Genomic DNA, 13,675 nt, shown 5'->3' with positions numbered 1-13,675 from the left:
AATCAGTTGTTCCATCTTCGAACTAGCGCGCCGACAGCGTTATTCTAGCGATAGAGCTTTCAGAGTATGGCAGGTGAACTTGCATCAAAATTGGGCTTAGTGTCAGCTTGGGACGGACAACGTTATTTGACCGACTTTGCAGCCCGAACCGTCGAAATGAGTGTCCTAAATCTACCAGTTTGCCAATAGTTCGCCCATGCGCTCTAGGCCAAGGTCGAGGTTGGCAGCAGCACCTCCCCCCACACCCAGTCGGATGTGGTTCTGCATCCCGTAAGACGAACCCGGTAGTAGAAATGTCCGATAGGGATCGGCGAGCAAGCGTTTGGCGAACACGTCGCCATCAATCCCATCGAGCCGTGCCAAACCAATTAATCCAGCCTGAGGTTTGACCCAATCGAGGTTGGGCTGATCGGCAACAAACCTATCCAGGCGTTCCAGCGTTTTCATCCCAGCTGCCCGTGCAGTTTTCAAAGCCTGATTATATCGGTCAGACCTCAAGGCGATTTCGGCGATGACTTCGCCAAGAATATTCATAATTTCGCTCGAGTTTTCCCGCAGAATAATAGCGTCCCAAATGAAATCTGAATCACGGCATATCATCCAGCCGGTGCGTAGCCCCTGGAGCCCCAGTGCCTTGGAAACGCTGCCCGTCGTGATACCCCTTGGATACAAACCAGCAATCGAAGGGGCACGGGACCCGTCCCACTCCAATCCCGCGTAAACCTCGTCAACAACCAGCCAAGCGCCGACTCGATCTGCAATTTGAACAAGCCTTTCCAGCTCTGCTTGGGTCATCAGCTGCCCGGTGGGGTTGTTAGGGTTGGTTATGAAGATGAGCCGCGTGCGTTCTGTTACTGCGGTCTCAACTTTGTCGAGCGGCAATAACCAACCAGCACTTTCTTCTCGGTCGACAACTTTGAGCGTCGCGCCAACCGCTTCTGCCAACACGTCCGCTTGTGGCCAGCCCGGGCGTTCGGTTACGACTTCGTCGCCTGGTTGGACCAATTGCATGAATGCAAGATAATTGGCTTCCGCAGCACCTGCGGTGATCAAAACATCGTCTGGTTTGCAAACATCAGACAAGCCGGCGCGGTCCAAGACATGTCGTCGTAAAGCAGGCAGGCCCCGAAAACTCTTTTGGTTCCAATCCAACGGCAGCGCTGGGTCCAGCGCATCCATAAATTCACCCAAAGGCGGCGACTCGGACAAGGAAAACCCCACGAAAGCTTCTGGATCCGCTTCGGTGGTATCCAGTAGGTACTGAAAAAGGGTGTGTATCTTGACTTTCATGCTCTACTCAAAATCTTTGTAGTCTAACAGGGAGAGAGTCTGTGCAAGCAGAGGGATTTGTCAAAGGGCGACCGATTGACCTTGCAGTTTTGGACTACGGGCTGTTCAAGGTCCATTCCAGTGGCCGCATTATAGGTATCTGCGGGTTTCTGATCCGGACAGATTTACAAGAAACAATACTCATCGATACTGGGTTTCCTGAAAAATATGCGACCGATACCGACGCCGCAGTCAATGAAGATCGATTGTATGAGTTTGGTGAGGTCCTGAAGTGCGAACCAGATAATCTGCCACGCGCACAGCTGGCAAAACTCGGGCTTATTCCGTCAGACATTACATTACAGATTTGTACGCACTCCCATATCGACCATATCGGTGCATTGGGCAACTTTCCAAACAGTCCCATTCTCATCTCCTCTGCCGAGCGAGCCTTACCTCGCCCATTGTATTGGGGCGATATGCGGCCGATGGAATGGCCCGAGCAGGATTACCTGGTTATTGATAACGACGTAGAGATTGGGCCAGGTATCTTCGTTTTGATGGCACCCGGTCATGCGCCTGGTCAGATCGCCGTTATGTTAGATCTTCCTTCGGGTGCGTTTTTACTGACAAGTGATGCGATTTCTCGACCAGCTGAAATCGATGAGAAGTTTGCGGGGTCTTGGGACGAAGATGCAGCGATTGCCAGCGCAGACAGATTGATGCGTATAGCATCCGAACGAGATGCATTTGTAATCTACGGGCATTGTCCAAAGCAGTGGCCCGTTCTGAAGAAAGCACCAGAAGTCTACAGCTGATCCCACCCCTTGGACCATTTTTCCGGAAAGTGATGTCGCACCAAAGAATTATCTGACGTCGCGCCCTTGGTTCAGAATAATCACATTCCCACTGGAAACATCCCCTGCCGGTGAAATGAGAAAACCAACCCAAGAGGCGATTTGCTCAGGTAGCATCGCATGACCATGTGGCATGGCACTAACGGCTTTCTTCAAGACTTCCTCGGTCAAGACATTGAACAACGGTGTCTCAGTCATGGCAGGTGCCAGAGAATTTATACAGATTTTATCCTTTGCGTATCGACGGGCGAGGTCTTTTGTTAGGGTATCCATCGCTGCTTTCGACGCGCGGTAGTGCGGAGGGTCGAACACATCGAAATTGTAAGCACCGTTCGATGAGATATTTACGATCTTTTTGATGCCTTCGCGTTCCAACATCAATTGGACCGCCTGCTGGCAACAATGGAACGCAGAGTTAAAGTTGATTGCCATCTGCTTTTCGAGTTCCTCGGGAGGAATGTGCGGGAAGTCGGACATGAAGCAGGTGCCAGCGTTGTTTACCAAAGCATCCAGACCGCCATGGGCTGTCCTAATGCGCTCAAACGTTTGAGCCACGGCCAAAGGATCAGTTAAGTCAACGTAAATAGGTGTGAAGTCCGAACTAAATTCTGATGCCAGTTCGTTCAGACGCTCTTCTTTGAGGTCCAGACCAATCACATGCAACCCGTTTGTCTGCAATTGGCGGCAGATGGCCTGACCCATCCCTCCCGCAGCGCCGGTCACAACCGCTGTTTTCATAGTCACTCCTCCAACCTTGGCCAAATTTGGGGTACTTCGAATTAAGGAAAAAAACTCGCAACCCTTTTATCCGAAAGCGGCGAAAGTCAATTCTGCTTGAATTCAACCCACGTCCGTCGTGGGCTCAAGCTAGACTGTGCAAAATCCGATTTCTGCGCATTGCCGACACTTGGGCGCTCTGCGGTACTAGAGACCTTGTCCTCATTTCGTGAATGCGCACCTTCACTTACAGGACGGTTACTGCGGTATATATGGGGATCGACGGACTCTTAAGGTGATTTGAATACTGATTTTTGCGCCTTTATCACGAAACAGTGCAATCGTAAGGGCTCTCAGGCTTATCTGGGGTCACCATATGTAATTTACTCCCAATCGCCAGCAGACGAGCGCCAAGTCTTAGTGTCCCGATCCCAAACACTGGCCGTGACGCAAGGCGTTGGGTTTATTCCGTCGCAATTGGATCCATGAATATCTGCGACGACAACACGTTGGCGCCCAAAATCAACGACCGTCCAGCCTTGGTTGAGCAACGAGTGCACCTCTTCACTAACCCAAAAGTGCGACATGCATCCGCCAGTTCCGCAATAAAGAGATGCGGCGCTTGAACACGCGAAACCAGACTCATTCAGAACCCAGTCGCGTTGTAAATCTCCGTCGAGATCGACCCTCTCAACCGCACCCCAATCCAAGTTAAACAGACCGTCGTTGAACTCCGCGCAGGCCTGTGCCGCCAGATCAACCTTTGTCCGCAAACCGGTTGGAAGCTGCGAAACGTCAGCCGCAAAAGCTGTTGAGGTCCATACTAGACCCGAAACAAGCACAATACCGGAAGCCAAACATTTCATCTGACACACTATCTGGGAAGCTGGTTGGAAGGAGGTATCAATTGCACTTATCATACCTGTAATCCCCGTATTCCATCCAGTTTGCCGAGCCTTCTTTAAAAATCAGAAATTCGGACCTGTCTTCCCCAAGCAGGGCAACGACAAATCCGGCCGGCGGCTCAGAGTTTCCGAAGTAACTGTAGGCCGTCATGGCTCTGATCGTCTCGCCGTTAACCGTTACTCGCGCGTCCCACTCTCCGTCCGGGTTGTCCAAAATTACGGGTTCGATCACGCGTTTTATCGCTCCGCCACCACAATAGACGATGCCTTCGGGTGCTTCGTAGGAGGCCTCCTGGCTAACATTCGAGTTGCACGCAGAACGAAGGGATCGAATTGCCGCGCTGGAACCCTTCAAGTCAAAGATTCCATAGCTGACGTCTTGATCAATCATGGACAGATTAACCGATGCATTTGCTGCAAGCTGGTCCAGTACAAAATCATAATCCTGCTGACTGTTGAAACTGGCCTCGACGGGATAGTTGTCGACGATCTGCAAAGCAGCGTTTTCTGCGCCAACCTGAAAAGCCCCAACTTCGGTGGTGCCGCTCTTAAAAAACCGAATGGAAAGCCCTTGCTTCTGCACAATGTCCTGGCTGTCCTCGTATCCAGCCGGAGCAAAGCGGATACGGTCACACTGAAGTTCTAGCGTCATGTTTCCGGTTTGAATAAATGCATTGGGATTAGGCCCGGAACTGAACGACCACTCCGCCGATGCAGTGGTCGCCATTGCCATCATCAACGCTCCAATGGAAATCGTTTTGAAACTCATTTCTATCTCCATGGTGTTGCGGTTCGGACTTTCACCCAGCAGGGTTCCCGGCTTGTTTCCCGGAAAACAAGGTCAGGAAACAGATTCGCCATATTCGTTTGCGCCTTCTTGGGAAGGTCGTGTCAGCCACCAGATCATCAGAATGGACAGAATGAACTGAAGGATTGAGACAACAACGATACCGGTCACACCCAAAACTGCCGCAGGTCCTCGCAATGCATCTGGGTTTTCCGTCCCTTGCTCCAATACCGAAAAGAACGCTACCCCACCCAACATAACAAAAAGCGTTGTAATGCTGAGCGCCATCGGTAGCAGCAAATACCAGCCAGGTCGTCCTGTATCGTGCAGCCTCCGCCAGCCGGCGGCCAGCATAGGTATGAGAACAGTCAGTTGGAAAACAGAGGACAGGACCCGAGATCCTTGCCCTGTTTCAGGGTCAGTCCCGAATATGATTGTATCCAGCACGGCTAAAGCGGCACTCACGAGAACTACAAACAAGAAGAACCACCAGTACTCTGAACGTATCGCCCGCCCGGAAAACTGGAAGTATTTCGAGAAACACGTCTTAACGGCTTCACCAAATCCCATCTTTCAATCCCTTCATTGTTTTTGTGCGGCCTCAAATCGCTTCGCCACTCAGGGGAACACACTCGTAGCTCCCACTTACTTTTTTTTTGAACGCAGAGGCCTATCGTACGAGAGCGTAGGGAAATTTACGCGCGGAAAAAATATTGATTTATAAAAAATTAGATTCAAACATGCGAATTCGACACAACTTTATTTTACCTCCGTTGTTGTCGTTGCTGCTCGCTGTGCCGAGCCCTTTCGACTGCTGGAGTGAGTACTAGCGGTCGGAAGGCACTTTACAATGATTGAGCGCTGGGAGGACGCGATGCTCAGACCTAAGGTACTCGCTCTCTTTCCAGAGTTTGCTCTAGCATTTGCTAGCGACTTCATTCGGCCTTCACATGTTAATGTCGGCCCCGATAGTCAGCGAAATATCGACCCGCCGACCAAGCTCCCCGCGGCAAATTTTGGGAAAGGTAGTCACAGGATCAAGGTATGTTCAATTGGCTGCACAGACGCGAGAGCTTTAAACAAGCGCATCCAATTTCACTAACTTCAAGGGAACCAGAGGGAGAAGAAAATGTCTAGCAAGATGATGATGATTGCAGGCGCGACAAGTTGCGCAATTCTTGCGGCCTGCGACGATACGAGTTCATCAAGCGCGTCCGCCGAGCTCACGCCGGCTCAGCAGGCGTGTTTGCGAGATGTAGCTAACACGACGAATAATTCGCAAGTCGTGGTGCTCTCATCCGCGTTTAGCGAGGCAGGAACACAGGTCACAGTCGGCGTTGGCGAGGATCGTGCTCCTTGGAATTGCATTGCTTACAGTGATGGCGCGACAGCTGGTATCGAGTTCCTGGGCGACGAAGGCGCATTGTGAGCAGTCTGCTGCGTAGCCGATAACGGCTGCGCAGCACTGGCTCGCTCTTCGGAGAATTCGACTTGGTTTGTAGAATAACTACCATCGTATTCGCGATCCTTTACCTGTTGGCGTTGTTTGCGTTCTTGACGGGTACATTTGGCTGGTTGGGACAAGAAAAAGACCCTTTGTCCGGGGTGTTCCTTTTGCCGTTGGGACTGCCTTGGATACTTGTAGCGGACTTAGTTCCGGAGTCCTCCAAGCCATGGTTCGCGGTGATTGCACCGGTGCTCAACTTGTTAGCGCTGGTTTTGATTTGCAGATGGGCACGCAGTTTGCGCCAGAATTGAAGGTGGAACTCTTTCTCACCAAAGGGGAAAAAACATGGGAAAAGTGATCTTGGGAATTGTGATCGGGCTCGTCCTCGGCGTGGTTGGGGCGATGACCTTGGGTGGCGGGGCCGCGGTGGGTGTCGGCGTTGCGACAGGCTTGTCCGCCGGTGTCTGCACCACATTGAAAGGAGCACAAGCTGAGAACCTTATCACCGCGGAGCAAGCGGATCAGATCCTCAACCGCGTAAATTCTGAAATGGCGTCACTGCAAGGAATTGAAACTACGGACGAGATCGTCGGCAGCGCGCAGGCATGCGATGAATTTCTGTCAAAGTTACGAGAAGCCAAGTGAGGTTCCGATTTGCACGGAACAAAACTCCAAGGATTAGCCAGCAAGGGACCATCTGATGAAATTCGCTGTACTCAAATTACTCGCACCGATGTTCGCAATCGCAGGCACGGCTTCGTTTGCAATGTCTGAAGCAGACGACGCGTGTATCGATCATTTGCGACAGGTTGGAGGACCAGACGGTCAATCAGGTACGATTGAAAGCTCAGAGTTCTCAGAAGCGGGCACGCTCGTCATGCTACGTGACGCAGGCGGAACACTTTGGCGCTGCATCGCGCACCAGGATGGAAGCATCGGCGAGATGTCGGTTGTCGAAGCGATGGATGATGGCGGAGGAGCCATGGCAGGCGCGGCCGGGTCTACTGGCAGCCAACGTGTCAAATTCGATGCCGGTTCCACTGGCGCTGAACTTGTCGGCCAACTCGCGCCCGGAGCGTCGCAGAAATATGTTCTCGGTGCCAAAAACGAACAGTTCCTTTACGTTCGCGTTGCGCCGCGAAATGGCTCCTTGGACTACGTCATTCGTAACCCCGATGGATCTGAACTGTTGGGGTTGATGTCAGCGGACAAGGAGTATCGCGGACAGCTTTGGCAATCCGGTGATCATGTTGTGGAGGTTATCAATCCCAGCAACTCTTCAATCGACTACAACGTCATTTTCGGAATTGAATAGGTGATCAATCAGAAACCCTGGAACGCAAGTCCAAAAAAAAGCGAGGGAAAAACAGATGAAACCCAAGGTCCTATTGGTGATCGGCACGGCGTGTATTACTGCGCTTGCAGCATGCGACGGCAGTGGTGGATCAGTGGATGCAAGTGCACCAACTGTGGGCAGCTCTAGCGATCTTTCGTCATTTGAAGGGGCAAGAGCGGGCCAAGCTGAAATGGGCATCCAAAGTCTCGGATTTGAACTCATCCGAAGCGAAGGGCTGACCTCGTACTGGTTTAACAAGGATACTGGTGCATGTGCTCGGATCACGACATCTGATGGAAGGTACTCAGATGTCGCTATGCTGCCATCAGGTGACTGCTGACACATTTTCATCTAACTAACATCTGCATAAGGGAGCTCTAGTTTGCATTTCGACCTGGCACATGCGGCGGTCATTATTGCCGCTCTAGTTATCACAAACCTGGCAATGAAATCGGCCGGCGTGATCAACGAAGAAAACAAACACCAATTGAACTGGAAAGTTTTTCTGGCCTACTTCGTGGTCGTCTTTATCGTCAATCTGGTGTGGCCGATTTAAAGCTTCACGGCAGAAAGATTATCCTCCACTCGATATAGCTGCCGAGAATGAGCCTCTCCAACAGACCACCAAGTGTGAAGCGTGTGAGAATATGGCGCGTGAGAAAAGAAAGGAACTGACATGCGGTTTTTGACGTCCCTCATATTCATTGGTGTTCTCGCAACCGCTGCGAATTCCGACGTAACAAGCCGAAACGGCGGTCCAAGCAACAGTCAAATGCTATCAAAGGGCGGCGATGGAGGTGTTGATGGCGTCGCTTTCTTTCGACCCGTATTGAGCGGAGTGTTGTATCGCTCTGGTTTCAAAGGCGGCGACAAGGGGCGAACGGGCCTGAGTGAAGGACAACGCGAAGCTTTGTGTGATGAGGGGTTTTCAACCGGGTTTTATGCGGACTTCGGCAAAAACACTGAATACGGTCGCACCAGTTGCGGAAACGGATCCTTTGACTATCAAGGCGCCAGATCCTCCCGACCCGATGCTGTCATGGCGTCCATACACGAGGTGATTAAAAACCCTGGAAAGGGTCCTGTCCTGGTGCACTGCATGTGGGGCGTTCATTCCTCGGGTGCATTGTCGGCAATGGCGCTCGTTCAGTTTTGCGGTTGGACGGAGGAAAGGGCCAAGGAATATTGGAATGATGCCCGAAACGGGGCCCCATGTTCAGGCGGATGCGACCAGTGGATTGATTCAAAGTTCTCCAACTTCAGCGTCGACCCCAAATTGAAGATCTCCACCGAACAACAGGCAGCGATTTGCCCTAAATGATTTTGGGAGGACTATCCAAATGAAGTTCAATCTTCTGTGGTCACTTGCTCTCATTGCGCCCACTGTCTTGTGGGCGAACGACGATGTTATCGGTGAAGCCACGACATTTGATAGTCCCAACGGCGTTACTGAACGCTGTATTCGGATCGAAAAAGTTCCAACGGGCGAGTATAAGAAAAGCGATCTTGAGGAAGAAACTACCTATTGCGAGATCGATTTCTATGCCTCCGAAATTGCTATTTGTCCTAAAACCTGGAGCACCAGTCCAGGAATGGCCGTCTACGATATTTCGGAAGGACCCTACGTGGGGAACCGTTCTGAATTCGAGAGAAACGCTTGCAAAGAGGGGAAGGCAGCAAAAGATCTGGCCAAGGACAGGGTGGCCAAATTCAAATCCACCATGAACCAAAAGGGCACCAGTGGAACCTTTTCCACCTCGTCGCTGCTTTACTATCATTTCTCCCGATATTTCGACACTACTGTCAAAGTTCCTGTCGCCGTTTGGCGCAGCATGGACGCCCAGGCGCATTTTTCAGAGGTCGCAGAGCCTGGCCTTGCGATTTCTGGTGGCTCTCGCGGCGGGCGCATGAACCATGAAGGCTGGCGGGTCTTTGCAGCTGCGGATGCTGACCCGAACTCATACCAACCGACCGATGATCTATTCACCGCAGATCGAATGCAAATATACGGTGTACTGCTTGATAGTCCTGGGCATCGATACGGTTCGGAAATCAACGGCACACGCAAATCTGGGTGGGGAAAAGGTCAAAACCGCGATTTTCAGGAAACTCCTGCTTTCTTGGCCTTGCGGTCTTCGAAACCCTTGTCAGAAGCCATTGCAGAGGGCGTTAAAGAAGGCCGAAAAGACCGAATGATCAACAAGGATCTCGGCCCCGATGTCAGCGACCAACAGATGGGATTTTGGATGCAAGAACTTACAGAGATCGTGCTCCTCGATTTCATCTTTAGCCAGCAGGACCGCGTGGGAAACATTGACTTCACACCCTATTGGTATTGGGTCGAAGACGGAGAACTGAAGCATAAGAAAGCCAAGCACCATGAGCCAAACGATGGAGACGTTCCCGCGGACGCGTTATTGATCCGTCGCAGCAATCTAAACGACAACGATGCTGGCGGGCGTGTCGAGTATGCCAACTTCGCGAAATCTACTCAAATGCTGGAGAAAATTCGCCACTTCTCTCCAAGCACATATCGGCGCTTGGTTGCATTGAATAGTGACCTTCAAACCCAAGGCCCAGTCTATGACTGGCTATCGCAAAGCTTTGGGTTGTCAGACAGTCAGATTGCACAAGTTGTCAAAAATACTGCGCTGGCAACGGGCATCCTCCAGAGCAATTGTTCAAATGGCGATTTGATGTTCGACTTGGATCCTGTCGCATTCTTTTTGAGAAACGACACCGAGGTAGAGGCTGTGGACTGTAATGCCCCGTAAGCTTTCCACCCTTTTTGCGGCGTTCATTTGGACCGCTCTGATCGCCTGCAAAGCGGTGGCATTGGATGTTATCGTCATATCGGATCTGAACGGAAGCTATGGTTCGGTAAGATACGATGCCCGCGTCGACAAAGCGATTGAGCGGATAGTCGAGATTGATCCAGATCTGGTTATTTCGACCGGAGATATGGTTGCGGGACAGCGCATTCCCAACTTGTCCGACAAACAGGTCAGGGAGATGTGGAATGCGTTTCACGTGGCCGTATCAGATCCTCTAGCGGCTGCCGGAATTCCATTTGCGGTCACGCCTGGAAACCATGATGCCTCCGCCTACAGTGGGTTCGAGCGTGAAAGAAAAATATACGCAGAGGAATGGACTCCGAGAAAACCAGACGTCGATTTTCTGGTTTCGGATGACTACCCGTTCTTCTACGCTTTTGAGATGCAGGGCGTAACGTTTGCGTCTTTGGACGCTACGACCTTGGGACCTCTATCCGGCGACCAGCAGGACAGACTTGAGGAACTGGGCGCAAATGGAGACCCGATTGTCACTTTCAGTCACCTCCCACTCTGGCCCTTCGCGATTCAGCGCGAACGCGAAATCATCGGTGACCCAACACTTGAAAAGATCTACCTGGAAAGCGGTGTCGTTCTGCACCTTTCAGGCCACCATCATGCCTTCTACCCAGGCTGGAAAGACGGCGTGGCTTATGTCTCCCAGGCTTGCTTGGGCGGTGGCCCGCGGCGGCTTATTGGCGATAACGCCAGATCACCTCATAGCTTCACTCATGTTACATTCCAGCCAAACGGAGAATTTGGGATAGCAGTATATCGAGGACCTGATTTCGAAAGGTCGGTAAACTTCAAGTCGCTTCCGAAAGAGATCAGATCCCCGAACGCGGTGTTGAAACGTTTGGACCTTGTCAAATGACTAGAGGTTGAGCTTCAGTTCAACTTTTTCAGGAACCATGTCGTTTATCATCTCTTCTATCCGGGCTTCCGAAAGTCCACCCGAGGTGATGAAAAGCAATGAAACGCGAGATTTGCCGGGAACGTGGTGTTTTCTGACAAGCTTCCAGCCAGCGTCTGCGGCCATGGCTTCAATGTCTCCGCTGACTTTCAACGAGTGCTCTTCGTCTGTGGCCTTGAGCGAAATTTCCACGCCCTTGTTTCGCCCTCCGAGCCAAATGAAACACCAACACACAATCGCCACCAGTGTGGCCATCAGCGGCAAGCCCAAACCAACCGCAAGACCAAGAACCGTTACGATTATCATTTCGACTGTATCGACCGGATCATCCAGATTGGAGCGGAACCTGAGCAACGCGCCGATGCCAAAGATAACGAAACCAATCATTGACCCGTGCTGAACTACCAGAAAACCAACCGCCATGCCGATAAGCGCATACAGAAAGAAAAGCCTTGGCATGACGATATCGCTGACACTTCTACGGGCTCTCCGCCTCACAGGGTGATAAACGATCAAGCCAGCCAGAATGATCGTGACGATCACATCGAGAGTAAAGAAATACAGTTCCTGTTTGCCACGAAACTGCGTCCACCGGCGTTCGATAACGATTTCTGACCCCGAAGCCCCGGCCAGCATCGTCGCAGGGTCGACTTGTGACACCGCAGCACCTGGCAACAGCAGCATCAACAACACGGTCACAAGTGTGAGGGTCGTATTCAACTTGTCTTCCTTCCTGCTCAAGCCAAAGGCTTAAGCTTAACAAAAGCACATCGTGCCCTATTCAATTCAATCGCAACAGGCGGGATCAGGTAAAGAGATTACAGTGCATTCTTCGGACATCGTATCCGGACTGTGATACGAACGCTGATACAGGGATGTGGTCCAAGCGCGAGAGAATCCAATGACAGAAAACAGAGTGTTTTCGTCAAAAGCTGAAATTTCACGGTGTTTCTGCAAACTTAGACGACTCGCTTTTACGGCCAGCTTGGTTGCGGCAGCCTTCTTGCCTTGGACCGATTTTGCCTACGCTGAAAGTGCTGGTTTGGTTCTGGTCGATAAATTCAAGGTGGCAGACAAATCAGAGGGATTTTCAGAGCCTTCCGGTTTGGCAATGTCTAACGCTGAAGGCTTCTTGTGGTCTGTAAGTGATGCCGAACCTAAACTGCACCTACTCGGAGTCGACGGGGTATTAGGAAACTCTTTCAAGTTACCAGCATTGGCAGGATCAGATTTGGAGGGTGTTGCACCTCGAAAAGATGGGTCTGTTTTGGTGCTTCAAGAAACTGACCGATCAATCCTAGTCGTTCACCCAACTGACCCCATTCAACTGACGACAATACCTCTCGCATCTCTTAAAGGTTACCCGACCGCCGCTGCATTACTCGTCGGCAACCCATTGAACAAGGGACCCGAAGGCATCGCCGTTGACCCGGAATCCGGGCGGGTCTTCGTTGGCATTGAGGGACAACCAAGGTTGTTAATGGTGTTATCGCCAGAGCTAGACGAAATTATTGAGATCATTCCTTTAGCCCGCGATGCAGGTTTTATCTCCGAGCGTGTAGATGATGATGAACTGGATTTGAGTGGCCTGGCATGGTCCCGGTCCTCGCGTTCTCTTTGGATTGTGAGTGACAAAAGCCGTCAGATCTTCGTCTACAATCCAGAGTCCAAGTCCGTAAAGTCTATCAGTTTGACGTTCACAGAAGATGGAAAACAAAAAGAAGTTAAACATCCCGAAGGGATCGCCCTCGATGAAACCAGAGGGCTTCTCTATATCCTGACAGACGATGCCAAGAAATCGCGGCTTTATGTTTTTGAGCAACCGGAATTGTGAGGACTGTTCTACTAGTTCTCTACTCTAACTTGTTGAAAAGCAGGGTTGTGTAATTGAGCGCCGTCGTATGTGCGGCATATTAAGTAAATCTGCGTTCTGTTCACTGTGTTTCTTAAAAACATCACCCATCAATATATTCGAGTAGAGTCAGGTTCACACATGCGAACCACAATAGCCATCAAGAATAAGGCGAAGAATCTTCGCTTGGGGGATGCCAATGTTCTCTCTTAGTTCTTTGAACGTCACACGTTGCTGTTTGAGACACGCTATTTTGCTTGCAAGTTTAGGGGCGGTCTCTTCGGCTTGTCCTTGCAATAGCAGCCAAGCATTTCGATCAATCGGCCCCTGCAATAAGGACTCAGTTACAATGACAAGCGAGATTCCGACTTCGGCAAGAAGTGAAGGATAGTCCAGGTACTCAGGTTTCTTATCTATGTGAGCGCTGTGCTTGGCGTCCAAGTAGAACAAACGGCCGTCGACAAGTGTGACTTCTAGGTCTGGTGTATAAAGCTTAGGCCTGTACCGACGCCCTTCATAAGCCTCTAGCGCCGCTTCTTTGTTTGCAAATGCTCTTCCGGTTCCCATGTCGATTGTGCAAGGCTGTGGCTTAAGCGAGACCACACGAGGGTCGACCTGCATGCAACGAACCAGTGCTGCTTCCATTTGGCTTTCGAGCTGAATGACGCCTGGGAACTTGACGCCAGACATTTTGCCAGCGCGTTTTTTCATTCCGCGCTTGTGAACGCGTCGGGCCGTCGGGGGTGCGTGTCGATCTATCC

The 13,675-nt window shown here is 51.2% G+C and carries 17 protein-coding genes; 11 read left to right on the top strand and 6 right to left on the bottom strand.

The window, feature by feature from the left end:
- Positions 1 to 171 precede the first annotated feature (171 nt).
- The gene (locus tag ACR0B7_RS15270) at positions 172 to 1,290 is read right to left on the bottom strand and encodes a pyridoxal phosphate-dependent aminotransferase (protein ID WP_170576846.1); all 1,119 of its coding nucleotides are present in this window, start codon (positions 1,288 to 1,290) and stop codon (positions 172 to 174) included.
- A 41-nt stretch (positions 1,291 to 1,331) separates the two neighbouring features.
- Between ACR0B7_RS15270 and ACR0B7_RS15265 the strand changes: the two genes are divergently transcribed.
- Complete coding sequence (locus tag ACR0B7_RS15265) at positions 1,332 to 2,087, top strand: N-acyl homoserine lactonase family protein (protein WP_170389738.1); 756 nt, start codon at positions 1,332 to 1,334, stop codon at positions 2,085 to 2,087.
- A 48-nt stretch (positions 2,088 to 2,135) separates the two neighbouring features.
- On the opposite strand, the gene ACR0B7_RS15260 is transcribed toward ACR0B7_RS15265, so the two are convergent.
- From ACR0B7_RS15260 to ACR0B7_RS15250, 3 genes are all read right to left on the bottom strand, one after another.
- Complete coding sequence (locus ACR0B7_RS15260) at positions 2,136 to 2,864, bottom strand: SDR family oxidoreductase (RefSeq protein ID WP_170486440.1); 729 nt, start codon at positions 2,862 to 2,864, stop codon at positions 2,136 to 2,138.
- A gap of 882 nt (positions 2,865 to 3,746) precedes the next feature.
- On the bottom strand, positions 3,747 to 4,517 hold the full coding sequence (locus ACR0B7_RS15255) for a hypothetical protein (protein ID WP_170486441.1): 771 nt from the start codon (positions 4,515 to 4,517) through the stop codon (positions 3,747 to 3,749).
- Positions 4,518 to 4,589: 72 nt separating this feature from the next.
- On the bottom strand, positions 4,590 to 5,105 hold the full coding sequence (locus tag ACR0B7_RS15250; RefSeq protein WP_170486442.1) for a DUF805 domain-containing protein: 516 nt from the start codon (positions 5,103 to 5,105) through the stop codon (positions 4,590 to 4,592).
- Positions 5,106 to 5,664: 559 nt separating this feature from the next.
- Between ACR0B7_RS15250 and ACR0B7_RS15245 the strand changes: the two genes are divergently transcribed.
- From ACR0B7_RS15245 to ACR0B7_RS15205, 9 genes are all read left to right on the top strand, one after another.
- On the top strand, positions 5,665 to 5,964 hold the full coding sequence (locus ACR0B7_RS15245; RefSeq protein WP_170486443.1) for a hypothetical protein: 300 nt from the start codon (positions 5,665 to 5,667) through the stop codon (positions 5,962 to 5,964).
- Between the two features lie 244 nt (positions 5,965 to 6,208).
- Positions 6,209 to 6,340, top strand: coding sequence for a hypothetical protein (locus tag ACR0B7_RS15240; RefSeq protein WP_480681903.1), 132 nt, complete (start codon positions 6,209 to 6,211; stop codon positions 6,338 to 6,340).
- Positions 6,328 to 6,627 carry a hypothetical protein gene (locus ACR0B7_RS15235; protein ID WP_170481623.1) on the top strand — a complete coding sequence of 100 codons (300 nt, stop codon included), beginning with the start codon at positions 6,328 to 6,330 and terminating at the stop codon, positions 6,625 to 6,627. Before ACR0B7_RS15240 ends, ACR0B7_RS15235 begins: the two co-directional genes overlap by 13 nt.
- A gap of 55 nt (positions 6,628 to 6,682) precedes the next feature.
- Positions 6,683 to 7,297 (top strand): hypothetical protein, encoded by a 615-nt coding sequence (locus tag ACR0B7_RS15230; RefSeq protein ID WP_170576847.1) that lies wholly within the window; start codon positions 6,683 to 6,685, stop codon positions 7,295 to 7,297.
- 55 nt (positions 7,298 to 7,352) lie between these two features.
- Positions 7,353 to 7,658: a hypothetical protein gene (locus ACR0B7_RS15225; protein ID WP_480681901.1), complete on the top strand. Its 306-nt coding sequence runs from the start codon at positions 7,353 to 7,355 to the stop codon at positions 7,656 to 7,658.
- 42 nt (positions 7,659 to 7,700) lie between these two features.
- Positions 7,701 to 7,874 (top strand): hypothetical protein, encoded by a 174-nt coding sequence (locus ACR0B7_RS15220; protein WP_480681899.1) that lies wholly within the window; start codon positions 7,701 to 7,703, stop codon positions 7,872 to 7,874.
- 120 nt (positions 7,875 to 7,994) lie between these two features.
- Positions 7,995 to 8,639, top strand: coding sequence for a protein-tyrosine phosphatase family protein (locus ACR0B7_RS15215; RefSeq protein ID WP_170486446.1), 645 nt, complete (start codon positions 7,995 to 7,997; stop codon positions 8,637 to 8,639).
- A 19-nt stretch (positions 8,640 to 8,658) separates the two neighbouring features.
- Positions 8,659 to 10,092 carry a hypothetical protein gene (locus ACR0B7_RS15210; protein WP_170576848.1) on the top strand — a complete coding sequence of 478 codons (1,434 nt, stop codon included), beginning with the start codon at positions 8,659 to 8,661 and terminating at the stop codon, positions 10,090 to 10,092.
- Between the two features lie 61 nt (positions 10,093 to 10,153).
- Positions 10,154 to 11,023, top strand: coding sequence for a metallophosphoesterase (locus tag ACR0B7_RS15205; RefSeq protein ID WP_170576849.1), 870 nt, complete (start codon positions 10,154 to 10,156; stop codon positions 11,021 to 11,023).
- Here the strand turns inward: ACR0B7_RS15205 and ACR0B7_RS15200 are convergent, their stop codons facing one another.
- Positions 11,024 to 11,782, bottom strand: a complete 759-nt coding sequence (locus tag ACR0B7_RS15200; protein WP_170486449.1) for a hypothetical protein — start codon at positions 11,780 to 11,782, stop codon at positions 11,024 to 11,026. It abuts the gene before it with no gap.
- A 181-nt stretch (positions 11,783 to 11,963) separates the two neighbouring features.
- Between ACR0B7_RS15200 and ACR0B7_RS15195 the strand changes: the two genes are divergently transcribed.
- Positions 11,964 to 12,896 (top strand): SdiA-regulated domain-containing protein, encoded by a 933-nt coding sequence (locus tag ACR0B7_RS15195; RefSeq protein WP_170486450.1) that lies wholly within the window; start codon positions 11,964 to 11,966, stop codon positions 12,894 to 12,896.
- 153 nt (positions 12,897 to 13,049) lie between these two features.
- Here the strand turns inward: ACR0B7_RS15195 and ACR0B7_RS15190 are convergent, their stop codons facing one another.
- On the bottom strand, positions 13,050 to 13,625 hold the full coding sequence (locus ACR0B7_RS15190; RefSeq protein WP_170576850.1) for a hypothetical protein: 576 nt from the start codon (positions 13,623 to 13,625) through the stop codon (positions 13,050 to 13,052).
- Positions 13,626 to 13,675 lie beyond the last annotated feature (50 nt).

This window comes from Ruegeria sp. BB6, from assembly GCF_056539385.1.
The sequence above is the reverse complement of the archived record's forward strand: the minus strand, read 5'-3'. Positions and strand labels throughout refer to the sequence as shown.

Bases quoted from the DNA above. Each gene is read 5' to 3' on its own strand.
- ACR0B7_RS15270 (WP_170576846.1), bottom strand. From the start codon at position 1,290: ATGAAAGTCAAGATACACACCCTTTTTCAGTACCTACTGGATACCACC.
- ACR0B7_RS15260 (WP_170486440.1), bottom strand. From the start codon at position 2,864: ATGAAAACAGCGGTTGTGACCGGCGCTGCGGGAGGGATGGGTCAGGCC.
- ACR0B7_RS15255 (WP_170486441.1), bottom strand. From the start codon at position 4,517: ATGAGTTTCAAAACGATTTCCATTGGAGCGTTGATGATGGCAATGGCG.
- ACR0B7_RS15250 (WP_170486442.1), bottom strand. From the start codon at position 5,105: ATGGGATTTGGTGAAGCCGTTAAGACGTGTTTCTCGAAATACTTCCAG.
- ACR0B7_RS15245 (WP_170486443.1), top strand. From the start codon at position 5,665: ATGTCTAGCAAGATGATGATGATTGCAGGCGCGACAAGTTGCGCAATT.
- ACR0B7_RS15240 (WP_480681903.1), top strand. From the start codon at position 6,209: ATGGTTCGCGGTGATTGCACCGGTGCTCAACTTGTTAGCGCTGGTTTT.
- ACR0B7_RS15235 (WP_170481623.1), top strand. From the start codon at position 6,328: ATGGGAAAAGTGATCTTGGGAATTGTGATCGGGCTCGTCCTCGGCGTG.
- ACR0B7_RS15230 (WP_170576847.1), top strand. From the start codon at position 6,683: ATGAAATTCGCTGTACTCAAATTACTCGCACCGATGTTCGCAATCGCA.
- ACR0B7_RS15225 (WP_480681901.1), top strand. From the start codon at position 7,353: ATGAAACCCAAGGTCCTATTGGTGATCGGCACGGCGTGTATTACTGCG.
- ACR0B7_RS15215 (WP_170486446.1), top strand. From the start codon at position 7,995: ATGCGGTTTTTGACGTCCCTCATATTCATTGGTGTTCTCGCAACCGCT.
- ACR0B7_RS15210 (WP_170576848.1), top strand. From the start codon at position 8,659: ATGAAGTTCAATCTTCTGTGGTCACTTGCTCTCATTGCGCCCACTGTC.
- ACR0B7_RS15195 (WP_170486450.1), top strand. From the start codon at position 11,964: ATGACAGAAAACAGAGTGTTTTCGTCAAAAGCTGAAATTTCACGGTGT.
- ACR0B7_RS15190 (WP_170576850.1), bottom strand. From the start codon at position 13,625: ATGAAAAAACGCGCTGGCAAAATGTCTGGCGTCAAGTTCCCAGGCGTC.